Annotated in this window: 23 protein-coding genes; 12 read left to right on the forward strand and 11 right to left on the reverse strand. The window is 68.8% G+C overall.

Annotated features, from left to right (window positions below; genetic code table 11):
* Positions 1–17: 17 nt before the first annotated feature.
* From ACGFH6_RS24010 to ACGFH6_RS24020, 3 genes are read left to right on the forward strand one after another with little or no spacing between them, the layout of a single operon-like run.
* Positions 18–3194, forward strand: a complete 3177-nt coding sequence (locus ACGFH6_RS24010) for a DUF2961 domain-containing protein (protein WP_393387661.1) — start codon at positions 18–20, stop codon at positions 3192–3194.
* Positions 3191–4837 carry a glycoside hydrolase gene (locus ACGFH6_RS24015; protein ID WP_393387664.1) on the forward strand — a complete coding sequence of 549 codons (1647 nt, stop codon included), beginning with the start codon at positions 3191–3193 and terminating at the stop codon, positions 4835–4837. The genes ACGFH6_RS24010 and ACGFH6_RS24015 overlap by 4 nt, the downstream gene beginning before the upstream one ends.
* On the forward strand, positions 4834–5367 hold the full coding sequence (locus ACGFH6_RS24020; protein WP_393387667.1) for an isochorismatase family protein: 534 nt from the start codon (positions 4834–4836) through the stop codon (positions 5365–5367). The genes ACGFH6_RS24015 and ACGFH6_RS24020 overlap by 4 nt, the downstream gene beginning before the upstream one ends.
* On the opposite strand, the gene ACGFH6_RS24025 is transcribed toward ACGFH6_RS24020, so the two are convergent.
* Entirely contained in the window at positions 5364–5717 is a 354-nt protein-coding gene (locus tag ACGFH6_RS24025) for a hypothetical protein (protein WP_393387670.1), read from the reverse strand. The genes ACGFH6_RS24020 and ACGFH6_RS24025 overlap by 4 nt on opposite strands.
* A 41-nt stretch (positions 5718–5758) precedes the next feature.
* Complete coding sequence (locus ACGFH6_RS24030; RefSeq protein WP_393387672.1) at positions 5759–6586, reverse strand: NAD(P)H-binding protein; 828 nt, start codon at positions 6584–6586, stop codon at positions 5759–5761.
* 91 nt (positions 6587–6677) lie between these two features.
* Between ACGFH6_RS24030 and ACGFH6_RS24035 the strand changes: the two genes are divergently transcribed.
* A complete protein-coding gene (locus ACGFH6_RS24035; RefSeq protein ID WP_393387675.1) occupies positions 6678–7322 on the forward strand; it encodes a class I SAM-dependent methyltransferase in 645 nt (214 codons plus the stop codon).
* Here the strand turns inward: ACGFH6_RS24035 and ACGFH6_RS24040 are convergent.
* Both ACGFH6_RS24040 and tyrS read right to left on the reverse strand, forming a co-directional pair.
* Positions 7300–8487: an aminoglycoside phosphotransferase family protein gene (locus ACGFH6_RS24040; protein ID WP_393387678.1), complete on the reverse strand. Its 1188-nt coding sequence runs from the start codon at positions 8485–8487 to the stop codon at positions 7300–7302. The two genes, ACGFH6_RS24035 and ACGFH6_RS24040, sit on opposite strands and share 23 nt — an antisense overlap.
* A 4-nt stretch (positions 8488–8491) precedes the next feature.
* Positions 8492–9694 (reverse strand): tyrosine--tRNA ligase, encoded by a 1203-nt coding sequence (gene tyrS, locus ACGFH6_RS24045; RefSeq protein ID WP_393387681.1) that lies wholly within the window; start codon positions 9692–9694, stop codon positions 8492–8494.
* A gap of 236 nt (positions 9695–9930) precedes the next feature.
* On the opposite strand from tyrS, the gene idi reads away from it, so the two are divergent.
* Positions 9931–10488, forward strand: coding sequence for an isopentenyl-diphosphate Delta-isomerase (gene idi, locus ACGFH6_RS24050; RefSeq protein WP_393387683.1), 558 nt, complete (start codon positions 9931–9933; stop codon positions 10486–10488).
* On the opposite strand, the gene ACGFH6_RS24055 is transcribed toward idi, so the two are convergent.
* Positions 10483–11364 (reverse strand): NAD(P)/FAD-dependent oxidoreductase, encoded by an 882-nt coding sequence (locus ACGFH6_RS24055; protein ID WP_393387685.1) that lies wholly within the window; start codon positions 11362–11364, stop codon positions 10483–10485. The two genes, idi and ACGFH6_RS24055, sit on opposite strands and share 6 nt — an antisense overlap.
* 103 nt (positions 11365–11467) lie before the next feature.
* Here ACGFH6_RS24055 and ACGFH6_RS24060 point away from each other — a divergent pair, with 103 nt between their 5' ends.
* Entirely contained in the window at positions 11468–12370 is a 903-nt protein-coding gene (locus ACGFH6_RS24060) for a GNAT family N-acetyltransferase (RefSeq protein WP_393387688.1), read from the forward strand.
* Here the strand turns inward: ACGFH6_RS24060 and ACGFH6_RS24065 are convergent.
* The 6 genes from ACGFH6_RS24065 to ACGFH6_RS24090 form a co-directional block, all read right to left on the reverse strand.
* A complete protein-coding gene (locus ACGFH6_RS24065; protein WP_393387691.1) occupies positions 12347–13339 on the reverse strand; it encodes a 2-dehydropantoate 2-reductase in 993 nt (330 codons plus the stop codon). The genes ACGFH6_RS24060 and ACGFH6_RS24065 overlap by 24 nt on opposite strands.
* 112 nt (positions 13340–13451) lie before the next feature.
* Positions 13452–14411 (reverse strand): ABC transporter permease, encoded by a 960-nt coding sequence (locus ACGFH6_RS24070; protein ID WP_393387693.1) that lies wholly within the window; start codon positions 14409–14411, stop codon positions 13452–13454.
* 2 nt (positions 14412–14413) lie between these two features.
* Positions 14414–15340 carry an ABC transporter permease gene (locus tag ACGFH6_RS24075; protein WP_393387696.1) on the reverse strand — a complete coding sequence of 309 codons (927 nt, stop codon included), beginning with the start codon at positions 15338–15340 and terminating at the stop codon, positions 14414–14416.
* Entirely contained in the window at positions 15337–16347 is a 1011-nt protein-coding gene (locus tag ACGFH6_RS24080; protein WP_393387698.1) for an ABC transporter ATP-binding protein, read from the reverse strand. Before ACGFH6_RS24080 ends, ACGFH6_RS24075 begins: the two co-directional genes overlap by 4 nt.
* Positions 16344–17324, reverse strand: coding sequence for an ABC transporter ATP-binding protein (locus tag ACGFH6_RS24085; protein WP_393387701.1), 981 nt, complete (start codon positions 17322–17324; stop codon positions 16344–16346). The genes ACGFH6_RS24080 and ACGFH6_RS24085 overlap by 4 nt, the downstream gene beginning before the upstream one ends.
* A 5-nt stretch (positions 17325–17329) precedes the next feature.
* Complete coding sequence (locus ACGFH6_RS24090) at positions 17330–19123, reverse strand: ABC transporter substrate-binding protein (RefSeq protein WP_393387704.1); 1794 nt, start codon at positions 19121–19123, stop codon at positions 17330–17332.
* 168 nt (positions 19124–19291) lie between these two features.
* Here ACGFH6_RS24090 and ACGFH6_RS24095 point away from each other — a divergent pair, with 168 nt between their 5' ends.
* The 6 genes from ACGFH6_RS24095 to ACGFH6_RS24120 all read left to right on the forward strand — a co-directional run bounded on the left by ACGFH6_RS24095 (position 19292) and on the right by ACGFH6_RS24120 (position 25743).
* Positions 19292–19975, forward strand: coding sequence for a response regulator (locus ACGFH6_RS24095; RefSeq protein ID WP_393387706.1), 684 nt, complete (start codon positions 19292–19294; stop codon positions 19973–19975).
* 2 nt (positions 19976–19977) lie between these two features.
* Positions 19978–21423 carry an ATP-binding protein gene (locus ACGFH6_RS24100; RefSeq protein WP_393387708.1) on the forward strand — a complete coding sequence of 482 codons (1446 nt, stop codon included), beginning with the start codon at positions 19978–19980 and terminating at the stop codon, positions 21421–21423.
* 132 nt (positions 21424–21555) lie between these two features.
* Complete coding sequence (locus ACGFH6_RS24105) at positions 21556–23154, forward strand: ABC-F family ATP-binding cassette domain-containing protein (protein ID WP_393387710.1); 1599 nt, start codon at positions 21556–21558, stop codon at positions 23152–23154.
* A gap of 303 nt (positions 23155–23457) precedes the next feature.
* Complete coding sequence (locus ACGFH6_RS24110) at positions 23458–23946, forward strand: hypothetical protein (protein WP_393387713.1); 489 nt, start codon at positions 23458–23460, stop codon at positions 23944–23946.
* A 7-nt stretch (positions 23947–23953) separates the two neighbouring features.
* A complete protein-coding gene (locus ACGFH6_RS24115) occupies positions 23954–25108 on the forward strand; it encodes a sensor histidine kinase (RefSeq protein ID WP_393387716.1) in 1155 nt (384 codons plus the stop codon).
* A complete protein-coding gene (locus ACGFH6_RS24120) occupies positions 25105–25743 on the forward strand; it encodes a response regulator transcription factor (RefSeq protein ID WP_360456855.1) in 639 nt (212 codons plus the stop codon). The genes ACGFH6_RS24115 and ACGFH6_RS24120 overlap by 4 nt, the downstream gene beginning before the upstream one ends.
* The last annotated feature ends 4 nt before the right edge of the window (positions 25744–25747 follow it).

The raw sequence follows: 25747 nt of genomic DNA on the forward strand, positions 1-25747 counted from the left end.
CCGCCGGAAGGCCGCCCATGTTCCGTCGTGTTGCCGCGCTCGCTGTCAGCGCCTTGCTCGCTCTCTCCGCCGTGAACGCCTCGACGGCATCAGGTACGACGTACGCCGGGAACGACAACGGACCGGTCGGATGGCAGGTGTATCGCGACCTGGACCGGCTCCCCGAACTGCAGACCGGTGTCCGGACCAAACAGTTCTCCAGCTTCGGCCGGGACGGTACGAACAACGACGGGTTCGACGGCAAATACTCCTGTCTGCGCACGACCGCCGACGGCTGCGTGATCGCCGAGGACAGCGGTCCCGGTGAGGTCGCGTCGATCTGGTTCACCCGTGATGAGGGCAATGTCAGCAAGACCGGCACGATCACCGTCGAACTCGACGGCAAACAGGTGCTGCACGCGTCCCTGCAGGACGTGGTCGACGGCAAGCTCGGCGCGCCGTTCACGTTCCCGCTGGTCGCGAACGGGGTCGAGACTAGCGGTGGCGTGTACATCCGGGTGCCGATGCCGTACCGCTCCTCGATGCGGATCACCACCCAGACCAACCCGTTCTTCTACCACGTCGACTACCGCCAGTTCCCCGACGCGAACGGCGTCAGCACGTTCGACCCGAGCGACAAGGCCGAGGACGTCGTCGCCCTGCTGAAGGCGGCCGGCACGAAGGACCCGAAGCCGGCCCAGCCGAACAGCAAGACCACCGCGACCCCGGTGAAGCTTGCCCCCGGCAAACGAATCACCCTGGCCGACGACCACGGTCCGGGCGAGGTCAGCGCGCTCCGGCTCAAGCTGCCCGAGATCGAAGGGCTGGACCTGCAGTCCTTCGCGGACGACGGCCGCGCGTTCGTCGGCGGCAGCAAGTTCACTATGCAGATCGACCCGGCGAACACCGGCGTGAAGCTGATCCGCCGGATGGATCTGCGGATCGGCAACCAGCGCGCGAAGGTGCTCGTCGACGGCACCGAGGCGGGCGAGTGGGCGCCACTGAAGGCTCAGGGCGCGCAGTGGGCGGATCAGACCGTCGACCTCCCGGCCGAACTTACCGCCGGTAAGTCCGAGATCACCATCACCAACCAGTTCGTCTCGTCCGACCTCGACTTCAACGAGTTCACCTACTGGGCCGACTCGATCGTCGGCGGTACGGCGAAGCGCACGGACACCCTCGACGTCGGTCCGGACCACGTCGCGGACGAGCAGGCGCACGGCTACGAGATCACGCAGCAGAACTGGAGCGGTTCGCACGCGATGGCGTACGCCGCCACCGAGGAGGACGCGGCCCGGGTGAAGCCGTCGGACTCGCTCCTGGCCGGCGTCCGCGTCCAGGTGACGATCGACGGCGAGAAGCGGGTCGACGCCCCGATCGGTGAGTTCTTCGGCTCGGGTCTCGGCGAGAACCCGGTCCGCTCGCTGTTCTTCGGGATGGACCCCGACGGCTGGTACTCGTCCTGGTGGCCGATGCCGTACGCCGCCCGCGCCACGGTCAGCCTGGTCAACACCTCGGCGTACCCGCTGAACGGTCAGGCCGAAGTCTCGACGGCCCGAAACGCGCGCAAGGCGGTCGACCTGGCGACCGGCAAGACCGGCTACTTCAGCGCGATCTCACAGCGCGGCGAGACCACGCAGGGCAGTGACTGGAACTTCGCCGACGTCACCGGTCGCGGCAAGTTCGTCGGCGTCTCCCAGACCATGGAGGGATTACTTGCCGACGGCAACACTCGCGGCTACCTCGAGGGCGACGAGCGGGTGTACGTCGACGGCGAGCGGACCCCGGCGATCCATGGCACCGGAACCGAGGACTACTACGAGTCAGGCTGGTACTTCAATGCCGGCACGTACTCGACGCCGTTCCACGGCAACTCCGCCCACGAGGTGCGGGCCGGCTTCTGCGCCAACGAGTGCGACGGCGCCTGGCGGCTGCACATCACCGACTCCGTCGCCTTCCAGAACCAGCTCGACTTCGGCATCGAGCACGGGCAACAGGACGACCACCCGGCGATCTACGGCTCGACCGCGTTCCTCTACACCGCGGCGAAGTTCGGCGCCCGCGAGACCGACCGCATCGACACCGGCTCCGCGACCAGCCTCCAGCAGCACGGGTACGCCGACAGCGGGGCGCAGACGTACGACGTCAGCTCGGTGTACGAAGGCGATCACGACGACACGACCCTGACCGACCAGATCCGGGCCACCACCCAGCCCATCCGGTTCAGCGTCAAGACCGACCCGGTCAACCGCGGCGTGACGCTGCGCCGGACGAGCGACCAGAACGTCGCCGGCCAGTCAGCCCAGGTGTTCGTGAACGGCAAGGACGCCGGCACCTGGCTGCAGCCGCTCGGCAACGATCACCAGCGCTGGCTGGACGACAACTTCCAGTTGCCTGCGGCACTCACCTTCGGCCGGACCAAGCTCGACATCGAGCTGAAGCCCGCCGGCCCGAGCTGGACCGCATCGTCGTACGTCGTCCAATCGCTGGTCCTCCCGTACGACGACAAGCGCGGTCCGGCGCAACCGACGGGACTCACCGCCACCGGCCAGGCCGACAACGCGATCAGCCTGACCTGGTCGGACACCAGTGACGACAGCGGAATCGCGCACTACAACATCTACGGTGCGAAGGCGGGAGCTGCCGAGAGGCTGATCGGCACCAGCCCGCTGCCAGGATTCGTGCACCGCGGTCTCGGGCTGAACGAGACCTGGTCCTACCGGGTCGCCGCTGTGGACCTCGCCGGTCATCAGAGCGGCAAGTCCGCCGCCGCGCAAGGATCCACGGGCAACACGATGCGACTCGAGGCCGAGGCGATGTTGCCGCCGGTGTCGTCGACGGTGCCGGTCGACCCGCAGGGCAACTGCTGCGGCGTGAGCTGGTCGGGCGGATCGCAGGCCTGGATCCACGCCACCAAGGCGGGCGACAAGATCGTGCTGGGCTTCAGCGTCCCGACGACCGGCTCGTACAACCTCTCGACGGTCCTGACCAAGGCGGGCGACTACGGCATCGCCGACGTACAGGTCGACGGCGGCACTGCTGTGAGCTTCGACGGCTACTCCGCCTCCGGAGTCAGCACGCAGCAGGTCGGCCTCGGAACGGCGCAACTTACTGCCGGTAACCACCAATTCGTCATCACGTTGACCGGCAAGAACCCGGCCGCCACCGGGTTCCTCGTCGGAGTCGACCTGCTCGACCTGGAGCTGAACTCATGATTCGCAAACTTCTTGCCGCGCTGGTCGGCCTGTCTGTCCTCACTGTGCCGTTGCAGTCCGCCGCAGCGCCCGAGCACGTGCGGATCACGCCGTACGTGAAGGTCGACAAGGTCGTAGCGGCCGGCGAATTCGCCAAGGTCTACGACCCGAGCGTCGGCGAGGCCGAGCCGTGGTACTACAACGACCACACCCTGGTGCAGGACCGCACGACCGGGACCTGGCACGTGTATGCGATCACGCACGCAGAGCCGGCCAACCCGCTCGACGAGAAGAGCTTCGGCCACGCAACAGCGCCGACCCCGAACGGTCCGTGGACGAAGCAGGCGCCGGCTCTGATCGCCGACCCGGCCGCGGGAGAGAGCCACATCTGGGCGCCGTACGTCATGTACGACGAGGGCACCTACTACATGTTCTACGCCGCCGGTACGCCGGACCACACGGCGTACCGGATGCATCTGGCGACGTCGACCGACCTCGTGCACTGGACCCGCGATGCGGCCAACCCGCTGTTCACCGATGGCTTCGACGGACGTGACCCGATGGTGCGCAAGGTCGGCGACCAGTGGGTGATGTACTACACCGCCAACTCGACGCCGGCGGGCGGGAACCACATCGTTGCCTACCGCACCAGTACCGACCTCAAGCACTGGAGCGACCGCCAGACAGCGTTCCAGCACCCGTCGGCCGGGACGTTCGGTGGCCCGACCGAGTCGCCGTTCGTCGTCCAGCGCGGAACGGACTGGTACCTGTTCGTCTGCTGTGACGGTGGCTACGAGTCGACAAAGGTCTACAAGAGCAAGGATCCGCTGCACTTCACCATCGACCAGCTCGCCGGCACGATCCCGGCGCACGCGGCCGAAGTCGTGCAGGACGGCCAGGACTGGTACGTCACCGGAGCAGGCTGGGGGAAGGGCGGCCTGTTCGTCGCGCCGCTCGACTTCGCCAAGCTGCAGGTGACGAAGGGCCGCGTGGTGACCACCAACCACTACCGGGCGACCATCGAGACCAGCCCCCGAGCAGCACTCACTGGTCTGGACGTCGATCCAACCGGGCGCCGGAACTACCGCCCAGCGCTGGACTCGACCGGACGCTCGACCGCTCCCTATCTGGCGGTCGGGAACTTCGGCGCCACCGACCTCAGCGGCCCGGCTGCCCACGTGGACGCGCGCCGTACGTCGTTGACGCTACGCGGCATCCCCTTCGGCGATGAGCCGGTCGCCGCGGACTGGACATTCGACTTCGGCGCGACCACGTTCGACACGAGTCTCGCCTGGACGGTGCAGGCACCAACGAACGCACCCGTCTGGGAGGTTGCGCTGAACGTCGACTCCGCGCTGCCCGACCAAGGTGATCCCGGCGGCTTCGGCCGCGACGGCGACGTCGCGGGACTGCCGCGATGGTCAATGGCGACAGGCCCCGGCCTCAGCGTCGTGACGGCGTACCGGCCGGGCTCGGCCTGGTCCGAGGACAACCACTGGTACGACCCGTCGAACGGCGCGGTCGCCTGGCAACCACTCTGGCAACCGGGCGGACGCGCGCTCCCACCAGGGAAGTACGACGGCGGCCGCTGGCGACTCGGCTTCTCCGGTACCGAGCGGGATGTGGCCTTCGCGGATTCCCTGGCCGCTAGTGTCGGTACGTGACCACGCTCAGCCTGGATCCCCGCAGTACTGCCCTCGTCCTGATCGATCTCATGCCGCGGATCATCGCGCTCGACACGGCACCGCTGGCCGGACCGGTGGTGCTCGAGCGATGCGTGGCGCTGGCGAAGGCGACGCGGTCGGTCGGCGGGCTGGTGGTCAACGTCCGGGTCGAGCGGCCGGGGCTGGACGCACAGCCGGAAGGGAGTGGGCTCGCACCAGAACTCGACCCGCAGCCGGGTGACCTCGAGATCGTGAAGCGGACGATCGGAGCCTTCGGCCGGACGAGTCTGGACGACGAACTGCGATCGCGCGGGATCGAGACCGTGGCGCTGGCCGGGATCGCGACGAACTTCGGCGTCGAGTCGACCGGCCGGGCCGCGGACGATCTCGGCTACAACACCGTCTACCTCACCGACGCGATGACCGGCCTCGACCAGCCGGCCCACGACTTCGCGGTGTCCTATGTGTTCCCGCGCTTGGGCACTGTCTGCACCGGGACCGAGTACGTCGCCGCACTCAGCCCGGCTTAGGACCTACCGCCTGGATCGAGATAGTGCAGGCGACGCCAGATCGCCTCGGAGACCTCGGGGAGCAGGTCGTTCGCGTGCTGGTTGAGCTGCCAGTGCGTGTTCGAGGCGCGGTCGACGGCCACGGCGCATTCGGCCAGCCAGCGTTCGGCGCTCTGCTCGGCGGCTCGCGGCAGGGCGCCGTACATCGCCGCGAGGCCAAGGATCACGCTGTCGCCGAGGACCCGGTTGGTCAGATCGTGGCCGGTCATGGCGTGGTACTGCGCGATGAACGGCGCGAGCACGGCCAGCGCCCGCGTGCGCGGATGGCGGGACAGCCAGAACTGTCGCACCCGGTCCAGCAACTGGTTCACCGCGAGACCTCCTCACCGCGACGCTACCCGCTCCAGTGTGCCTACGCGAACAGCCCTGCGTTCTCGCGGACCCAGTCCTGCAAGGTGCGCGGAGCCTTCCCGGTCACCTGCCGGACCGTGTCGTTGACCGTCGTCTCGTCGATGATCCCGTCCCCGAAGAAGCCCTCGATCGCCTCGGCGTACGGCGCAGGCATCGAGGCCTGTAGCTCGTCATGCGTCTCCGCCCGGCTCATCGGGTACGCCGTCAACTCCCGGCCGATCGCCTCGGCCAGGATCTCCACCTGCTGCGGCGGAGTGAGTGCGACCGGACCGGTGAGGCGCAGGATCGCGCCGGCCTGGTCATCGGCAGTGAACGCACGGACGGCCACATCCGCGATGTCCCGCGGATGGATCGTCGCGATCGGTACGTCGGGGAACTGAACCCGCACCACATCACCCGCGCCGATCTGATCGAGCCAGCGGAGCGTGTTGGACATGAACGAGTTCGGCCGCAGGAACGTCCACTCCAGCCCCGATGCCCTCACCGCCTCCTCGGCCGCCTGGTGATACCCGGCGATCGCGTTCGACGTATCGCTGCCGGCCAGCGAACTGCTCGACAGCAGCACGACCTTCCGCACTCCCGCCCGGGCCGCGTTCGCGAGCAATTCCTCGACCCGGTCGTAACCGCTGAGCAGGAAAATCCCTGACACCCCGTCCAGTGCGTCGGCGAACGAGTCCGGCTTGTTCAGATCGCCGTACACAGGAACGATCCCTTGCGGCAGACCTGTCGGTTTGTGGACCAGCGCCCGGCCCGCGATCCGCTCGCTCGCCAGCGACTGCACCACCGCACCACCCGCGTTGCCGCTCGCGCCGGTCACCAGGATTGTCATGCACACCACCCCTTCGGCTCGAGGCGACAGCCTGCCACATGAACCGGATTGCTCGCTGATCCGTACTGCAGGGCAACGAAAGGGGACCACGATGAGCGGCACCGACCTCGCATGCAGCACCGGGCTGACCGAGAACAGCCTGTATCGGTACGACGACTGGCTGCTCCGGGCAGCCGCCATCCGGGACGGTGATCGCGTCCTCGACATCGGCTGCGGAACCGGCGGTACGACGCGCGCCGCCGCCTGGCTCGCGGGCTCCGGCGCGGCCGTCGGCGTGGACGTCTCGGAGCAGGCGCTGGCGGAGGCGACCCGTCGTGCGGAGGAGACCGGTGCGGTCACCGCGACGTTCGTGCCGGCCGACGCACAGGTGCATGCCTTTGAGACCGAGACCTTCGACGTCATCCTCAGCCGCACCGGCTGCACGGACTTCGCCGACCCGATCGCGGCCTTCACCAATCTCGCGCGAGCGCTGCGTCCGGGTGGGCGCGTCGCACTCCTGGTCTGGCAAGCACCCAGCCGGAACCCGTGGTACGCCGAGCTCACCACTGGCACCACACCGCGGCTCGACGTACCCGGTCCGTTCGCGTTCGCCGACCCTGCACGGGTCGTGCACATCCTCACCACCGCAGGCTTCCGCACGCCCGAATGCGAACCCCTGCAGGAGCTCATCCAGGTCGGTCCGGGTCTCGACTACCCGTCGGCTGCCTGGCTCGTCACCACCCGCAGGCCCGCATAGCCCCGACCGCGGCCTGGAGTTCGGTGCGTGGGTCGTCCGCGTGGTAGACGCGTTCGTCCGGCTCGATGTCGTCGAGGAACCGCTGGTACGTGACCGCCCCGACCAGACGTCCGAGCACCGTCATCGGCTGCAATGCCCGGAACGGGTCGCTGTCCGGGATCCGGCGCTTCCAGGCCGCCGACCAGACCTCGACCGCGTGATCGCCCTGTGCCTGCGGCATCCATCCGCGGAGCCGTTGGATGTCGGTGGCCGGATGGCCGACGAAGCTGTCCGCCCAGTCGACGATCGCCCGGTTGGTGCCGTCCGAACGCCAGTTGCCCGGATGGAAGTCGCCGTGTACGAGCGTGATCGGCAGGCCCGACGCGTCGAGTTCGGACAGGATGCCGGGCAGCTTCGTCAGCAGCTCCTCGACGGCGAGAGCGTCGTCACCGGGCAGCGCGACGATGGTCAGCAGCCGGGACACTTCATCCGCCAGGTGCTCCGGTCGGAGTACCGGCGCATCGAGCTCGTCGACCTCCGCCGCAAGCTCGGCTTGTACGGCGACCCACCGGCTGACCACGTCCTCGATCGTCGGCGGATCCGGCTCCCAGCAGTCGACCCCGGGCGCGTGGGCCAGCAGGGACCAGCGGTTGCCGGCCGACGTACCGAGCACGGTCGGTGCCAGCTGAGCGTCGTACCGGTGGATGTGATCAATGATCTCGGCGTCGATGCTGCAGAACCGGCTCGTCGCCTTCGCCCAGGCACCTGGGAAGCGGATCAGGCAGGACAGGTTCCATGTCTTGACCTGAACTGGATCGAGCGGGCCGAGGATGCCGCGCGCCCACTCGATCAGCCGGCCCGGTCCGTCCACCTCGGCCCACGTCGCCCGGAGCGGATCGGGTGCGACGATCGCGTCCCATCCGTCGTACGGCGTCTGGTCCAGTACGCCGGCGCGCGGTTCGCCGAGCGCCTGCACGTGATAGACGACCCGGCCACCGCGACCGACCACCGCCTCGTCCGCGTGCACGAGCCGCAGCACCATGGTCCGGACGCCGAGAAACTGGTCGAGCCGCCGGGTCACGCCCTCGACTTCGGACCACCACGCCGGCTCCACCTCGAACGCCGGCACCCGGCCCGCGTAGCGCTGCCCGACGCTGACCAATGCCTCGACCGTCTTCGTCTCCACGTGATCAGTGTCGTCTGACTCGGTGCCAGGTGCGCGCGCCGGATTTGATCACCACGCCGGTGCCCAGGTTGACGGCTTCCGTCGGGTCATCCGCGCGGGTGCCGTCTATGGTGACAGCGCCCTGCCGGATCAGCCGCCGGAGCTCGGAGTTGCTGTCGCCGGGCCGGATCGCGCGCAGGAGATCGAGCGCAGTCGTCACGGTGCTGTCGACGACGATCTCCGGAATGTCCTGGGGCTGATTGCGGTCGGAGAACGTCCGCCGGAACGCCTCCAGTTCGGCCTTCGCCGTTCCGGCACCGTGGTAGCGCGTCACCACTGCAGCGGCCAGGCGAAGCTTGGCGTCGCGGGCCTGCGGACCGCCATGTGCGGCCGCGGCGCCGAGTGCGGCGACCGAGTCCAGCGGGAGTTCGGTGTAGACGCGGGCGTAAGGCTCGACCAGGTCGTCCGGGATGCTCATCAGCTTGCCGAACTTCTCCCGCGGCGGGTCCGTCAGCCCGACGTAGTTGTTCAGCGACTTCGACTGCTTCGCCCGTCCGTCGAGGCCCGGCGTGATCGTGGTCGTGATCACCACCTGCGGCGGCCCGCCCAAGCGCTGCTGGAAGTGCCGGCCGAGCTGCTCGTTGAACAGTTGGTCCGTGCCGACGATGGTCAGATCGCTCTGCATCGCGAAACTGTCGTAGCCCTGCAGCACCGGGTACACCAGCTCGTGAACCGCGATCTCCCGCCCGGTCGCGACCCGCTCGCGGAACATGTCCCGCGCCATCAGTTGTGCATGCGTGACCTGCGCGAACAGACCGAGCAGCTCCGCCACCCGCATCCCGTCGTACCACTCGGAGTTCCGCCGTACTTCGAACACCGCTGGATCCGTCCGCAGCACCAGCGACACCTGCTCGAGGAACGACGTCGCGTTCGCCTCGATCTCCTCCGGCGTCAACACCGGCCTGGTCTCGGACCGCCCGGTCGGGTCACCGACGCGAGTGGTCAGGTCGCCGAGCAGGAACACGACCTGGTGACCGAGGTCCTGCAGTTGCCGCATCATCCACAGGTTGACCGCGTGGCCGAGATGCAGATCCGGTGCGGTGCAGTCGACGCCGTACTTGATCCGCAACGGCCGCCCGGCCGCCAGTCGTTCACGCAGGTCGGCCTCGCCGACGATGGAGTCGGTGGTACGCCGTAATCGGTCGATCACCGTGGTCGGGTCGTTCATGGGGTCCTCTCAGCAGGTCTGGAGGCACCCTCGCCACGACAGCGCCTCCGGCAACGGAAAGAGGCAGGAACCCGGTCGGTTCCTGCCTCGGAGGCTCTGGGTGGAGCGAGTTGTGGGGACTACCGAATGCCGGCCCCTCCCAGAGCCGGTCGATATGCCACGCGTCGCTTGATCACGGCGTCAGACTAGCACCGGCGCATTGGGCTCGCAGCCGGGTATCCGCCTACCCTCGGGGGGTGACGGAGGAGCGAGTGGTGCTGCTGGACGACGCCGGACGGGCGATCGGGACCGAGGCCAAGGCAACGGTCCACCACTCCGCGACCCCGCTGCACCTGGCGTTCTCGAGCTATGTGGTCGACGACGCCGGTCGGGTGTTACTGACCCAGCGTGCCCTGACCAAGCCGACCTGGCCGGGAGTCTGGACTAACAGTTGCTGTGGGCATCCACTTCCCGGTGAGCCGGTCCCGGACGCGGTACGGCGCCGGCTTGCCGACGAACTGGGGATCGTGGCGGACGGCGTCGAGCTGGTGCTGCCCGAGTTCCGCTACCGGGCCGAGATGCCGACCGGCGTGGTGGAGAACGAGATGTGCCCGGTGTACCGGGTCCGGTGGTCCGGCGATCCCACGCCCGATGCCGCGGAGGTGGCGTCGTACCGCTGGGTCGACTGGTCCGAGGTGCGCGACGTACCGGGCCTGTCGCCGTGGTGCCTGCTGCAGCTGGATGCGCTCAACGGGACGCCAGGGGAGTGGGCGCTCGGGGATCCAGCGCTCCTCCCGCCTGCTGCGCGGTCATGAGCTGAGGTCGCGGTCGAGCAAGTCCGCGTGCAGCGCGACTGCGGTAGTGCTCGCGTGCCCGGCGGCGCCGATCGCGAAGAGGGCGGGGACGGCCGTCGTACCGACCGCGTAGACACCAGGGACGCTGGTCCGTCCGGAGCTGTCGACGGCGACCGCGCCATCCACTACGTCGCAGCCGAGGTTCGTCGCGAGATCACTCTGCTGATGCTGCCGGACGACCACGAACACAGCCCGCGGAAGCAACGTGTCACCGCCCTTCAGCAGCACCCGTACGTTGTCCTCCGCTGGCTGAACCGCCTCGACACGCTCGGTGCGAATCGTCACGCCGGCCTTGTCGAGCTTGGTCAGGTGATCGGCGCCGAGTTCGTCGCCGTCGGTGCACAGGACGACGTCGTTGCTCCACCTGCTGAGCAACAGCGCCCTGGCAACCGAGCGATCCGGCATGCCCCGCATCCCGAGCTGCACGAGCGGCTCGTCACGCACCTCCCAGCCATGACAGTGCGGACAGGCAACAACCGACCGACCCCACGACTCCCAGACACCCGGCACATCCGGCAACTCGTCCCGGAGCCCGGTCGCCAGCACCACGGATCGCACCCGCTCACCCTCGACGACGAAACCGTCGCCGTCAGCAGTCACGTCCTCGACCCGCGTGTCCCGCACCTCGACGTCGTACTCCCGCAGTTGCCGACGCCCGAGCGCGAGCAACTCGCCCGGTGCGGTGTCCTCGACTCCGAGGAAGTTGTGGACGTGCTCGGCCGTCCGGTTCCGCGCCTTCCCGTCGTCGAACAGGACCACTCGCCGCCGCGCCCGTCCCAAGGTCAGGGCCGCCTGCAGGCCCGCCACACTTCCACCGATCACCGCTACGTCGATCACAGCGCCATCTTGCCGCTGCTTCCACAATTCGAGAAGAATCAACTCAGATAATGAGACGATGAAATCGAGTGCGCACCTGGTCCCGGTAGGGCAGGGTGGGGGCATGGGTGAGATCGTGATCCGGCCGGTCGAGTCGGAGCGGGACTATGAGGACTGGCGTGCGGTGCGACTCGCGGTGCAGCCGTACGAGCGGTGCCCGAGTGTGGCCGAGCTGCAGAAGCTGGCGAAGCCCGGACGGCTCCTGGTGCTGGCCGTGATGGACGGTGCGGTCGTCGGGAGTGGGATGTCGGATCGCTCCAGCGAGGCGGGTCGTGCGGCCGTCAAGCCGCGGGTCCGCGCCGAGGCACGACGGCGAGGTGCCGGCACCGAGTTGCTTCGAGCGCTGACCGAGCATGCCGTTGCCCAGGGCTACCAGGTCGCGGGCTGCGCGGTCGACGACGAGGAGTCGCTCGCGTTCGCCGACCACTTCGGTTTCACCGAGGCGAACCGCCAGGTCGAGCAGCTCCGCCGGATCGGCACCGAGCCGTGGCCGGAGCAGCCGACGGCGTACCGGATCGTGACCGTGGCCGAGCGGCCCGAGCTCTGGGCGAAGGCTTACGAGCAGGTGGCGGTGCCGACCCTTCCTGACCTGGATGTGCCGGCGCCGATGGACGTATCGGCCGAGGAGTGGGAGACGGAGTGGATCAACGATCCGGGGGCGATGTTCATGGCCGTCGTCGGTGACGACGTGATCGGTGTCGCCGGGTTGATGCTCGACACGGACCAACCGGAGCGGGCTGAGGTCGCCTACACCGCGGTCCACCCGGACTGGCGCGGCAAGAGCGTCGCCGCGACCTTGAAGCGAACGAGTATGGCCTGGGCGGCCGAGCACGGGATCACCGAGATCTACACCTGGACCCAGCGCGGCAACGAGAACATGCGCCGGCTGAACGAGCACCTCGGGTTCACCTACGGCATCGTGAGCGTCGATGTCCAGGCGAAGCTACCGCTGCAGTTCGCGGAGTAGCTCCGGGCCCGGCCAGGGGTGGTGGTTGGTCTCGGCCTTGTGGATCAGCTCGATCAGCTTCGCGTTGACCGGTGCTCTGCGGCCGAGGGCCTCCGCCAGGCGGACGACCTCGCCGTTCAGGTAGTCGATCTCGGTCGGGCGGCCGGCTTTGAGGTCCTCCCACATGGAGGTCCGGGCGAGCGGGTCGATCGCGAGGACCGAGCCGGCCAAGCGACGGAACAGGAAGTCGGGCAGGCGGAGGACGGCCGGGAAGAGGCGCATCGGCACCGCCAGGATCCGGGCCGGGTGGATGCCGTGCGCAGCGAGGAGGGCGAGTGACTCGGCCTGAGCCGCGGCGAGGCAGCGGCGGTACGCGCGCTGGGACAGCTCGTCGCGCAGCGGGAGGTTCGAGAGCGCGTTGATCGGGTTGTTGAGGTTGAGCAGGAGCTTCGACCACTGCACCGGCAGGATGTCGTCATGCTGCTTCAGCGGCAGCCCCGCTCGGGCGAAGTCCTCGACGTACTGCTGGAGGCCCGGATGACGCTGGACGTCGAGCGCACCCGCGGTGCCCTGGTGGAAGACACCCTGGCCACGGTTCAGCACGTTGAACGGGACCATCCCGGGCACCACGACCTGGTCCGTCAGCCGCTCCCGCAGGACGTCACCGTTGCGGAGGCCGTTCTGGAAGCTGACCACGATCGCGCCCGGCTTGAGCACACCGGCCAGCTCGGCGGCGGCGGTCTCGGTCGCCGCCGACTTGACCGTCAGCAGGACCAGATCCGCGGCTCCCGCCGCCGCGGGCGAGGTCTCGTAGCGAACATCGGCAACCCGGAGATCAGCACCGAGGTAGTCGGTCAGGCGTAGCCCATGGGCCGCGACCTCGGCCGCCATCCGCGGCCGCCCGACGAAGACCACGTCGGCCCCACCCGCGAGCAGCCGTCCGCCCACGTAGCAGCCGATCCCGCCGGCGCCGTACACCACGATCGACACGGCACCACCGTACCGAAGGACAGGAGGTAGTCAGTGCTGACCGGCGCGGCTCCGCTTGGCCCACCCCTGAAAGGCCAACCAACCGGCCACTACCTCCTGTCCTTCGGTACATCTAGTGGAGTCGAACCCGGGGATCCAGGAAGGCGTACGCGATGTCGACCAGGATGTTCGCGACCACCACGGCGGCGGAGGCGAACAGGACGATCCCGATGATCACCGGCAGATCCTGCTGGTTGATCGCCGTCACCGCGGTCTGCCCGAGGCCGGGCAGGCTGAACACGGTCTCGATGACGACGACACCGCCGATCAGCTGGCCCAGATCGATGCCGAACTGCGTGACCACCGGAGTCAGCGCGCTGCGCAGACCGTGCCGGACGATCACCCGGCTCTCCCGGATGCCCTTCGAGCGAGCGGTCCGGATGTAGTCCTCGCCGAGGACGTCGAGCATCGAGCCGCGGGTCAACCGGGTGTAGGTGGCCGCCAGCAACAAGGCCAGAGCTACCCACGGCAGCAACAGGTGCTGGAACCAGGCGCCGGCCCCGGCGCTCAGTGGCGAGTACCCACCCGCCGGGAACCAGTGGAACCCGGCGAGCGTGAGCCGGAAGTACAGGAAGTACAGCAGCAGCAACCCGAGCAGGAACGACGGGAACGAGTAGAAGAACAACGAGAACAGCGTCAGGCCGCGGTCGGCCAGCGACCGTGGATGCACCGCGGAGATGACCCCGTTGAAGATGCCCAGCAGCAGCCACAGTACGGCGGCTCCGAGCGCCAGCGAGACCGTGATCGGCAACGCGGTCCCGATGATCGTGGTCACCGGCACCTGGTGGTAGTAGTCGTACCCGAGGTTGCCGTGCAGCGCGTTCTCGACGAAGTGCAGGTATTGCTTCCACACTGGCAGGTCCAGCCCGAGCCGGTGCTTGATCAGGTCAACGGTCTCCGGCGTCGCCTGCCGGCCGGCCAGCGTCTGCGCTACGTTGCTCGGGGCAACGAAGAACAGGGCGAACACGGCCACCGTGATGAGCCAGAGGACCAGGAGTCCGTGGCCCAGCCGGCGGATCAGGAATGCGGCCATCACTAGGTCCGATCTGCGCGGGGGTCGAAGGCGTCCCGGACCCCGTCACCGAACAGGTTGAACGCGAGCGTCGTGATCAGCAGCGCCAGGCCGGGGAAGAGGATGAACCACCATGCGGTCGTGTAGTAGTTCTGCGAGGCGCTGATCATTCCGCCCCAGTCCGCTGTTGGCGGCGGCAGCCCGAGCCCGAGGAACGACAACGTCGCCTGGGTCACGATCACCACCGGGATCAGCAACGTGGTGTAGACGATCACCGGGGCCAGCACGTTCGGCAGTACGTCGACGAACATGATCCGCCCGTCACCCGCCCCCAGCGACCGGGCCGCCTCGACGAACTCGCGTTCGCGCAGCGACAGCACCTGCCCACGCACGATCCTGGCCACCGACGCCCAGCTGAAGAACCCGATCACCAGCACGGTCACCGTCAGGCTCGGCCCGGTGACCGAGACCAGCGCGATCGCCACCAGCAGGAACGGCACCGACAGTACGACGTCGATCAGCCGCGCGAGCACCGTGTCGACGAAGCCGCCGAGGAACCCGGCCGCGAGCCCGAGTACCACGCCGATCACGACGGTGATCGCGGTCGCGATCACGCCGACCAGCAGCGAGACGCGCGCGCCGTACGCGATCCGGACCAGGACGTCCCGGCCGAGGTCGTCGGTGCCGAGCCAGAATGTCCCGTTCGGCCCGCGCGGCAACCCGTCCGGGGTCAGCCCGATGTCGCGGTACTGCTCGTTCGGCGGATGACCGGTGATCGCGGCGAAGACCGGCGCGAAGATCGCCATCAGCACGATCAGCACGATCACGACCAGCGAGATCATCGCGACCTTGTCCTTGCGCAGCCGTCGCAACGCCAGCACGAACGGACTGCGCCCTTCGATCGCCTTCGGCTCGTCGATGACATCGACCATCTCGATGGCTGCGGTCATGATGCCTTCAGGTCCGGTACGGCGGTCGACATGTCTTCGCCGATCGTCAGTGGATGGAAGCAGGCGGTCCGGTGGTCGTGGTGGTCGTCGAGTACGGGGATCAGCGGCGGCTCGCCCGCGGCGCAGTCGGCTCGCGCCTTCGGGCACCGCGTGTGGAACCTGCACCCCTCCGGCGGGTTCGTCGCGGCGGGGATGTCGCCACCGAGGATGATCTGCTCACGGCTGTCGGCCGTGTCCGGATCCGCCACCGGCAACGCGGACAACAGCGCCCGCGTGTACGGGTGACGCGTGTGCCCGAACAACTCCTGTGTCGGCGCCAGTTCGACGATCTTGCCCAGGTACATCACCGCGATCCGGTCACTCACATGCCGGACCACGGACAGGTCGTGCGAGATGAACACATAGGTCAGGTCGAACTCCTTCTGCAGATCGGCCAGCAGGTTGATGATCTGCGCCTGGATCGACACGTCCAGCGCCGACACCGGCTCGTCGCAGATCACCAGCTTCGGCCGCAGCGCGAGCGCTCGGGCGACCCCGATCCGTTGCCGTTGGCCACCGGAGAACTCGGCCGGGAACCGGTTGTAGTGCTCGGGGTTCAGCCCGACCAGCTCCATCAGTTCCTGGACCTTCTTCTTCCGTTCCGGCCCGGACGCGATGCCGTGAATGGCGAACGGGTCACCGATGATCGACCCGACCCGGCGGCGCGGGTTCAGCGAGCCGTACGGGTCCTGGAAGATCACCTGCACCTCGCGGCGCACCGGTCGCATCGCCCGCCGCGACAGCGTGCTGATCTCCTTCCCGTCGAACCAGACCGAGCCCGAGGTCACGTCGTACAGATGGGCCATGCAGCGGGCCAGCGTCGACTTGCCGCAACCGGTCTCGCCGACCAGCCCGAGCGTCTCGCCCTTGCGCACCTCGAGAGAGACCCCGTCGACCGCATGGACCACCTCCTTCGAGTGGGTCGGGAACTCCTTACGGACGTCGTCGACTTTCAGCAGTACGTTCATGACGCGATCGCCTCGCTCACGGTGTGGGGCAGCCAGCAGGCCGACTGGTGTCGCGGGTCGCCGCCGACGTCGGCCAGCGGCGGCGCCTCGGTGCGGCACTTGTCGAACACGTGCGGGCAGCGGGCGGCGAACGGGCAGCCCGCGGGCAGACTGATGAGGCTCGGCGGACTGCCGGCGATCGGGGTCAACCGGTCGCCGCTGCGGGCCGGCAGCGATGCCAGCAGGCCTTGGGTGTACGGGTGGTGGTTGCGGTAGAAGATGTCGCGGCGCGGCGCCCGTTCCATCACCGCGCCGGCGTACATGACGACCACCTCGTCGGCCATCTCCGCCACCACGCCGAGGTCGTGGGTGATCAGGATGATCGCGGTACCGAACTGCTCCTGCAGGCGGCGCATCACGTTCAGCACCTGGGCCTGCACGGTCACGTCGAGCGCGGTCGTCGGCTCGTCCGCGATCAGCAGCGCCGGGTCGAGCGCCATCGCCATCGCGATCATCACCCGCTGCCGCATCCCGCCGGAGAACTGGTGCGGGTAGTCGTCGATCCGCTCCGACGCCCGCGGGATGCCGACCAGGGTCAGCAGGTCGGCGGCCCGTTGCCGGGCCGCCTGCTTGCTGATCACGGTGTCGTGCGCCCGGATCATCTCGACGATCTGCCAGCCGATCCGGTAGTGCGGGTGCAGGCTGGACAGCGGGTCCTGGAAGATCATCCCGATCTGCGCCCCGCGCAACCTGCGCAGGGTCGACTGGTCCGCGCTGATGAGATCCGTCCCGTCGAAGAACGCCGTACCGGACACCTGGGCGCCGCGGGTCAGACCGGTGATGGTCTGGGTGGCGACGCTCTTGCCCGACCCGGACTCGCCGACCACCGCCAGCGTCTGTCCGGCCTCGACGTCGAACGACAGGCCCCGGACGGCGCGGACGGTGCCGTCCGGGGTGTCGAAGGAGACCCGAAGATCCCTTACTTCAAGCAGGGCCATGAGGTTCAGCCGCCCTGCTTGTCCTTGGACAGCCACACGTTCGTCGGGTCGTAGTTCTGCATGGACGGGACGTAGACGGCGTTGTGGACCTGCGCGGCGTGGTAGTTCGCCTGCTTGTTGTTGGTGAGCGGGTAGAACGCGGCCTGGTCCATCACCCGGGCGTCGGCCTTGGCCCACAGCTCGGCGGCCGCGTCCGTCGTCGGTGCCGCGATCGCCTGCTGGATCAGGTCGTTGGTCTCCGGGTCGTTGTAGAGGCCGAAGTTGCTGCCCACCGGCGGGAACGACGGCTCACCGGAGAACAACGGGTTGAAGAACGACAGCGCCGCGTTGCCGTACCAGTCGGCGCCCCAGCCGGCCAGCGACAGGTCCCAGACACCGCGCCGGGCGACATCCGGCACCTGCAGGTACTTCACGTAGAAGTCCGCGTTCGGCGACGGTACGCCGGTGACCGTGATGCCGGCCTTGGACAGGTCCTGCTGGATCGTCTGGAAGCCCTTGCTGCTGCCCTCGGTCGCGTTGCGGTAGAGGAACTTCAGCGTCAGGTGCGGATACCCGGCCTCGGCGAGCAGTTGCTTGGCCTTCTCCGGGTCGTACGGGTACGGGTCGATCTGCTTCGAGCCGGTGATGACGTCCGGCAGTACGTGCGTGAGCGGCGGGTTCAGCGTCTTGCCGCCGAGCACCTGCAGGACGTGGTCCCGGTTGATCGCGTAGCTGATCGCCTGCCGCACCTTCGGGTTCTCCAGCGCCTTGTTGTTGTTCGGCGACGCGGTGTTGTAGACGACGTACGGGTTCGAGCTCGCGGTGTCGCCGATGGTCAGGTTCGGGTCCTTCTTGGCCTGCAGCGCGGGCAGTTGCGACGGCGGCGGTGCGACGTCGAACTCCATGTCGGCGGTCGGCGTACCGGTCTGCAACTGCTGCTGGATCGAGTCCTGGGTGACGGTCTCGTTCACCACGATCTTGTCGACGTAGGCCTTGCGGACCGGGTCGGTGGCAGCGTCCCAGGCGGGGTTGCGCGAGTAGTTGATCGACTTGGTCGGAACCCACGAGTCGACCTTGTACGGACCGTCGGACGGGAAGTTGTTGCCGAGCTCGGTGCTGGCCGGAAGGTACTTCAGCGACTCCACCGGGGCCGGCGAGAAGGCCGGCAGCGTCAGCATGTCGACGAAGTACGTCGCCGGCTGGGTCAGGTGGAAGACGACGGTGGTGTCGTCCTTGGCGACCACACCGGGCAGTGCCGTCTTGTCGATGTACTCCTGGATCCCGGCGACCGTCCTCGGCGCCTTGGCGAAGCCGGCGGCGAACGCCTTGTAGCCGTCGATCAGGTTGGCGAAGTCCGGGATGCCGCCGAACGGCTGCACCGGGTTCGCGGTCCGCTTGACGCCACGGACCACATCGGCGGCCGTCACCTGGCGGGCCGGGGAGGTGCCCCATTTCGCGCCGGGCCGGATCTTGATCGTGTACGTCTTGCCGTCCGCGCTCAGCCCGCCGTTCGCGGTGGTCGGGATGTCGGTGGCGAGGTCCGCGACCGGTGCGGTGTTCTTGCCACCTGGCTCCGCGGGGTACGTGAACAGCTGCCGGCTCCACATCCGCAGGTTCAGGTAGCCGACCGAGTAGTAGCTGATGTTCGGATCCATGTAGTCGACGTCGCCTGCCCCGAGCATGTTCAGGGTGCCACCGCTGACCGGTGTGGCCGCGTCACCTCCGGATCCGGACGGTGATCCGCCACCGTTGCTGCATGCGGCGAGCGTGAGCGCCGCCACGGCGGCAAGGGATACTGCCGCCAGCCGTCTTCTGGCCATTGGTCCTCCTCCGGGACTCGATAGCGCCGAAATTAGGACCGTTCCGCGCGCCGTCCGCCCGGAGTCAACGAAGCGTCAAGAGGTTGTCACGTTCGGCCCGGCGAGAAGATGACGGATTCATGACAGCCGTAACCGGTGCTCGCTCCGGTGGTGCGGGACACTGGGTCCGTGCCACACAGCCTGTTGCTGGTCGACGACGAGCCGCGCATCCGCCGGGTGCTGCGGCTCGCCCTGGAGGACGAGGGGTACCAGGTCGCCGAGGCGGCCAATGGGTACGACGCTCTGGCCGCGCTGCGCCGGGAACCACCGGACGTGGTGCTGCTGGATCTGATGCTGCCGGACCGGGACGGATTCACCGTCTGCCGCGAGATCCGCCGCGCCAGCGACGTGCCGGTCATCATGGTGACCGCGCGCACCGACAGCCACGACGTGGTCGCCGGGCTGGAAGCCGGTGCCGACGACTACGTGACGAAACCGCTCGTTGCCAAGGAGTTGTCGGCCCGGATCCGGGCGCTGCTGCGCCGGGTGGAGCCGGCCAACGCCCGGCAGCCCGACGTACTCGTGGTCGGCGACCTCACGATCGACGTCCCCGGGGCCGAGGTGACCCGCGGCGACTCGGTGCTGCCGCTGACCCGGACCGAGTTCAAGCTGCTCGCCGAGCTGGCCGGGGCAGAGGGCAAGGTGCTGAGCCGCGAACAGCTGCTGTCCAAGGTGTGGGGCTACGGGTACTTCGGTGACAGCCGGATCGTCGACGTACACATCCGCCGGCTGCGGCTGAAGATCGAGCACGATCCGGCCAGTCCGACGCATCTCGTCACCGCCCGCGGCCTGGGCTATCGACTGGTGAGCTGACGTTGCGACGACGGCGACTGGGGCGGCGATGGGGCCGGACGGGTCTCAAGCCCGGCCTGCGCGGGCGCGTGATGGTGGCCTACGGCCTGCTCGCGCTCGGACTGTCGTCTGTGTTGGCACTGGTCACCTGGGGCGTCGTCTCCGACTACCTCACCGAGCAGCGCGTGTCCTCGGCGATGGTCGAGACGGCCGACAACGCGGCGGCGTTCCACTACGGGTTGTTCGGCGCGCCACAGCCGTGCCGGCCGGTGCGTGAGCAGGCCGAGTGCGGCAGTCTGACGCCGAACCCGGAGGTCAGTGTGACGGATCTGCTGACCAGCCTCCCGTCCACGGATGCCGCAGCGTCGATGGTCTACTACGACGACACCTGGTACTCCCTGACCGGGAAGCCGTCGGATCTGCCGATCGACCTGGTCACCACGGTCCGGAACGGTACGGCGGCGAATCGCCGGCTCACCGTGGGCGGGCAGCACGTGCTCGCGGTCGGCGTACCGATGAAGCAGCCGGGTACGGCGTTCTTCGAGTGGCACCCGCTGGCGAGTCTCGACGGGACGCTGCGGACGTTGAAGATCACGCTCGTCGCGGCGGCAATCGTGACCGCGATGATCGGCCTGGCGGTCGGGCGGCTGGCGAGCACGCTGGCGCTGCGGCCGCTGGCGGCGCTGACCAAGGTGGCCGACGCGGTGGCGCGCGGGCGGCTGGATGCGCGGCTGGAGGCGGAGAACGACCGCGACCTGGGCGGGCTGGCGCGATCGTTCAACCAGACCGCGGCGGATCTGGAACGGCGGGTGGCGGCGGACGCGCGGTTCGCGGGCGACGTGAGCCATGAGTTGCGTACGCCGTTGATGACGATGCTCAACTCGATGCAGTTGATCCAGAACCATCGGGCCGAACTGCCCGCGGCGGTGCGTGAGCCGGTCGAGTTGCTCGGTGACGACCTGGACCGGTTCCGGCGGCTGGTGATCGATCTGCTGGAGATCTCGCGGGACGACGGTGGTGATCAGGGCAGTCGGGAGATCGTGCGAATCGCCGACCTTGTCCGGGCTGCGGCGGACGGCACCGCCGGGCGTGAGGTGACCACGGTGGCTCCGGAGGCCGAGGGGCTGACGCTGCAGGCGGACAAGCGCCGGCTCGAGCGGGTGATCGCGAACCTGGTCGAGAACGCCGAGGATCACGCCGGCGGCTGCAAGGGTGTCGGCGTCGAGGCCGGTGGACTCGGCGTGATCATCACCGTCGACGACGCCGGTCCCGGGATCGCGCCCGAGGACCGCGAACGCATCTTCCAGCGCTTCGGACGCGGCGAGACCAGCGGCCGGGGCCGCGGAGTAGGCCTAGGCCTCGCGATCGTCGCCCGCCACGTCCAATGGCACCAGGGCACGATCCAGGTCACCACCCACCCCTCCGGCGGCGCCCGCTTCGTCGTAGAACTCCCCGCCAAACCCACCTGAGCAGTAATTCGGGTGACGTGAACTCGAGGTAGTAGGTAGCTTGGATTCATGGCTACTTGCCTCTGTGTCTAGCTGCGGGACCCGCTTCCGTACCTGAAGTGCGTCCCTTGGCTATCACGGAGAGTAACCATCATGATCACCGTCAACGGTGTAGATATTCGCGTCGGCGCCCATCTGCTGCTGTCCGACCTGTCGTTCCACGTCAGCCCCGGCGACCGCGTCGGGCTCGTCGGCCGCAACGGCGCCGGCAAGACCACCTTGCTGAAGACGCTGGCCGGCGAAGACCGCCCGGCCACCGGGACCGTCAGCGTGTCCGGCTCCCTCGGCTACCTGCCGCAGGACCCGCGCGCCGCCGACCCCGCCGTCACGGTCACGGACCGGATCCTGTCCGCCCGCGGCCTCGACGTCGCCGTCCGCAAGCTGCGCGGGGCCGAAGCCGCGATGAGCACTGCCACCGGCGACGCGCAGGAGCGCGCGATGGCGGCGTACGCGCGGGCCGAGGCGCAGTTCCAGGCCGGCGGCGGGTACGCGGCCGAGGCGGAGGCTGCCCGGCTGGCGGCAGGCGTCGGCCTGCCGAACCGCGCCCTCGAGCAGCCCGTCGGCGAGCTGTCCGGCGGTCAGCGCCGGCGCGTCGAGCTGGCCCGGATCCTGTTCGCGCAGCACGACACGCTGCTGCTCGACGAGCCGACCAACCACCTCGACGCGGACTCGGTGCTGTGGCTGCGTTCGTTCCTGCTGTCCTACCCCGGCGGACTGATCGTGATCAGCCACGACCGCGAGTTGCTCAAGGCAACGGTCAACCGGGTCTTCCACCTGGATCCGCTGCGGGTGACGATCGACATCCACAACACCGGCTGGACGAAGTACCTGGAACAGCTGGAGACCGACGAGCGTCGCCGTACCCGGGAGCGCAACACGGCCGAACGCAAGGCCGCGGTCCTGCACACCCAGGCGCAGAAGATGCAGGCGAGCGCGACGAAAGCCGTTGCCGCGCGCAACATGGCACGGCGGGCGGACAAGCTGCTCTCGGACCTCGAGCCGGTACGCCGGGCCGCGCGGGTGGCCCGCATCCGGCTGCCTGCTCCGGCGCCGTCGGGGAAGACACCGCTGACCGCCGTCGGCCTCGAGAAGGCGTACGGCGGACTCCAGGTGCTGAACGGCGTCGACCTCGCCATCGACCGGGGCAGCCGGGTCGTCGTTCTCGGGCTGAACGGCGCGGGCAAGACCACCCTGCTCCGGCTGCTCGCGGGCCGGGAGGAGCCGGACGAGGGCCGCGTCGTGCCCGGTCACGGGCTGCGGCTCGGGTACTTCGCCCAGGAGCACGACACTCTGGACCTGGCCGGCACGGTCCGGCAGAACCTGGCGTCGGTCGCGCCGGGGCTGACCGACGGCGAGGTCCGGAACGTGCTCGGTTCGTTCCTGTTCAGCGGTGACGACGCGGACAAGCCGGCTCACGTGCTGTCGGGCGGGGAGAAGACCCGCCTGGCGCTCGCCGGGCTGGTCCACTCCGGCGCCAACGTACTGCTGCTGGACGAGCCGACGAACAACCTGGACCCGGCCTCCCGGGACGAGGTGCTGGGCGCGGTCGGCAGCTACCCGGGCGCGATCGTCATGGTCACCCACGACGAGGGCGCGATCGAGGCCCTCCAGCCGGACCGGGTACTGATCCTCCCGGACGCCAGCGAGGACCTCTGGTCCGACGAGTACCTGGACCTGGTCTCGCTGGCCTGAGCCGGACCCTGCCCCATCTGGTGGGCTGACCCAGCCGCTGGTGGGTTGGCCAATCGTGAGCCGTTGGCCAACCCACCATCTCGTGAGTCGACCCATCAGACGGTGGGTTGGCCAATCGTGAGCCGTTGGCCAACCCACCATCTCGTGGGTCGACCCATCAGACGAAGGCTGGGCGGGGTGGGTCAACCCACGGGTTGAGGTCCGGGTCCACCTGGGTGCGAACTGTGGGCTGACGTTCCGGGCGCCGGATCCGAGGAGTGTTGTCACCAGCAACGAACAACCTCCTCGGAAAGGAACTGAGAGATGTCGGCCGGAGTAGTGGTGGGGATCCTGGTAGGGCTGTGGGTGCTGTTCCGGGTTGTCGGCCGGCAGATCACCGGGTCGCTGGTGACGCAGCGGTCGCTGATGCTGATGCCGGCGATCCTGCTGATCATCGGCCTGCTGCCGCTGCCGGCGGCGCTCGGTACGGCGTCGACCGGCGAGATCGCCTTCCTGGTGCTGGACTGCGTCGTACTGGTCGGGCTCGGGCTGTGCCGCGGTGCGAGTCTGCACCTCACCCGGCGCGAGGACGGGCTGTACCAGAAGGGGACGGGGGCCACGCTCGCGCTCTGGATCGTGACGCTCGGGATCCGGGTCGGTGCCGCGTTCGCCGCGCCGGCGATCTGGCCGCACGGCCTGCTGAACCACGCGACGCTCGCGCTGACCATCGGTCTCACCATCGCCGCACAGAACGCGATGATCTACCGCCGGGCGCTGAGCATGCACATCCCGCTCGCGGCCGAACGGGCATGATGACGGTATGACGTCGACGCTCAGGAGCCGGGTGCGGGCCGCCACCGCGCCGGGTCTCCTGATCCGTGCGATCCCGGGCGTACTGACGATCGGCACGCTGGTCTTCGCGGGCGGTGTGCCGGACCCCCACCGGCTGCCGTACCCGGTGATCCTCGTCCTCGCCCTACTTGTTGTCGTCAGCAACTTCTCGCTCTTCGGTCTGCGGTACGGCGAGCCGCTGGGCAGAGCCACCTACGGGCTGCTGGTGTTCGCGGTCGCCGGATCGCTGCTGTGGTTCGCGCTGCCGCAGAGTCCGCTGATCGTGCTGCCGTTCTGGGTGTCCAGAGCGGCAGTTCGCTATCACCGGGCCGGGCCGCGCGAGATCGCGGTGGTCGTCATCGGTGTGGTCGGCGCCTCGGTGCCGCTGTACGTCACGACCGGCTCGGTGGCCGGGGCCGTCGGGCCGGCGTTCGGGTTGGTGGCGCTGGTGCTGGCCTCGATCAACCGCCGGAACCGGGAGTCCCAGCTCGAGGACCTCGAAGTCTCGCTGGCCCGGAAACAGGCCGTCATCGAGGAACACGGCCGCGCCGCCGCTCTGGCCGAACGAGCCCGGATCGCCCGCGATGTGCACGACGTACTGGCGCATTCGCTGGCCGGCCTGTCGTTGAGTCTGCAAGGGGCACGGTTGATGCTGATCCGGGACGGCGCGTCGCCCGAGGCGATCGAGCAGGTGACGCGGGCACAGGGCCTGGCGGTGGAAGGTCTCGCCGAGGCGAGGCGTGCGGTGGCTGCGTTGCGTGAGGACTCGGTTCCCGACGTACGGGCGTTCGGCGATCTGGTCACGTCGTACCGGCTGGAGAGTGGGGCAGCGGCGGACTTCGACGTGGAGGGGGAGGTGCGGGAGTTGTCCGCCGAGGTGATGGGCACCCTGTACCGGACGCTGCAGGAGGCGCTGGCGAATACCCGCAAGCACGCGCCGGGCGCGCCGGTCGACGTACGGCTCCGGTACGCCGATGACGTCCGGCTGACCGTCGAGGACAAGCCGGGGAAGCGTCCGGCGCAGCCGACGCCCGGCGGCTATGGTCTGCTCGGGATGAAGGAACGGGCCGACCTCGTCGGTGGATCGGTCGAGGCCGGTCCGACGTCCGAGGGCTGGCGGGTAGAACTGAGGATTCCGGTATGAGTGCAGTGCGCGTGGTGGTCGCCGACGATCAGACTGTGGTCCGCGACGGCCTGGTCACGTTGCTCAAACTGCTGCCCGGGATCGACGTGGTCGCGGCCGCGTCCGACGGCGAGGAAGCCGTGCGATTGGTTGCCGAGCACAATCCCGACGTGCTGCTCGTCGACCTGCGCATGCCGAAGTGCGACGGCGTGGAGGCGACCCGGCGGGTCCGCGCGGACCACCCTGGCACGGAGGTCGTCGTACTCACGACCTACAGCGACGACGACTCGGTGCTGTCCGCGTTGCGGGCCGGTGCGCGCGGGTTCCTCACCAAGGACGCGGACGCCGAGTCGATCGGGCGGGCCTTGCAGGCGGCCGCGGCCGGGCAGTCCATCCTCGACGCCGAGGTCCAGCGCCGCCTGATCGAAGGCGCCGCCACCCCGAAGCCCGCCGACCTCGCCGGTTCGGGCCTCACTCCCCGCGAGATCGAGGTACTGCGCCTGATCGCCGACGGACTGTCGAACACGGAGATCGCCCGGCACCTGGTCGTCAGCGAGGCCACGGTCAAGACGCACATCAATCACCTCTTCGCCAAGGCCAACCTCCGCGACCGAGCCCAAGCCGTCGCCTACGCCTACCGCCTGGGTCTGGCTTAAGAGC

It is taken from the genome of Kribbella sp. NPDC049227 (genome assembly GCF_043197265.1).
Lineage (GTDB): Bacteria > Actinomycetota > Actinomycetes > Propionibacteriales > Kribbellaceae > Kribbella.

What these genes read in the sequence shown, in the direction of transcription:
- ACGFH6_RS24120 (WP_360456855.1), top strand. Translation starts at nt 25,105, where the DNA reads ATGAGTGCAGTGCGCGTGGTGGTCGCCGACGATCAGACTGTGGTCCGC.
- ACGFH6_RS24110 (WP_393387713.1), top strand. Translation starts at nt 23,458, where the DNA reads ATGTCGGCCGGAGTAGTGGTGGGGATCCTGGTAGGGCTGTGGGTGCTG.
- ACGFH6_RS24085 (WP_393387701.1), bottom strand. Translation starts at nt 17,324, where the DNA reads ATGGCCCTGCTTGAAGTAAGGGATCTTCGGGTCTCCTTCGACACCCCG.
- ACGFH6_RS24060 (WP_393387688.1), top strand. Translation starts at nt 11,468, where the DNA reads ATGGGTGAGATCGTGATCCGGCCGGTCGAGTCGGAGCGGGACTATGAG.
- tyrS (WP_393387681.1), bottom strand. Translation starts at nt 9,694, where the DNA reads ATGAACGACCCGACCACGGTGATCGACCGATTACGGCGTACCACCGAC.
- ACGFH6_RS24015 (WP_393387664.1), top strand. Translation starts at nt 3,191, where the DNA reads ATGATTCGCAAACTTCTTGCCGCGCTGGTCGGCCTGTCTGTCCTCACT.
- ACGFH6_RS24115 (WP_393387716.1), top strand. Translation starts at nt 23,954, where the DNA reads ATGACGTCGACGCTCAGGAGCCGGGTGCGGGCCGCCACCGCGCCGGGT.
- ACGFH6_RS24070 (WP_393387693.1), bottom strand. Translation starts at nt 14,411, where the DNA reads ATGGCCGCATTCCTGATCCGCCGGCTGGGCCACGGACTCCTGGTCCTC.
- ACGFH6_RS24010 (WP_393387661.1), top strand. Translation starts at nt 18, where the DNA reads ATGTTCCGTCGTGTTGCCGCGCTCGCTGTCAGCGCCTTGCTCGCTCTC.
- ACGFH6_RS24035 (WP_393387675.1), top strand. Translation starts at nt 6,678, where the DNA reads ATGAGCGGCACCGACCTCGCATGCAGCACCGGGCTGACCGAGAACAGC.
- ACGFH6_RS24090 (WP_393387704.1), bottom strand. Translation starts at nt 19,123, where the DNA reads ATGGCCAGAAGACGGCTGGCGGCAGTATCCCTTGCCGCCGTGGCGGCG.
- ACGFH6_RS24030 (WP_393387672.1), bottom strand. Translation starts at nt 6,586, where the DNA reads ATGACAATCCTGGTGACCGGCGCGAGCGGCAACGCGGGTGGTGCGGTG.
- ACGFH6_RS24105 (WP_393387710.1), top strand. Translation starts at nt 21,556, where the DNA reads ATGATCACCGTCAACGGTGTAGATATTCGCGTCGGCGCCCATCTGCTG.
- ACGFH6_RS24080 (WP_393387698.1), bottom strand. Translation starts at nt 16,347, where the DNA reads ATGAACGTACTGCTGAAAGTCGACGACGTCCGTAAGGAGTTCCCGACC.
- ACGFH6_RS24075 (WP_393387696.1), bottom strand. Translation starts at nt 15,340, where the DNA reads ATGACCGCAGCCATCGAGATGGTCGATGTCATCGACGAGCCGAAGGCG.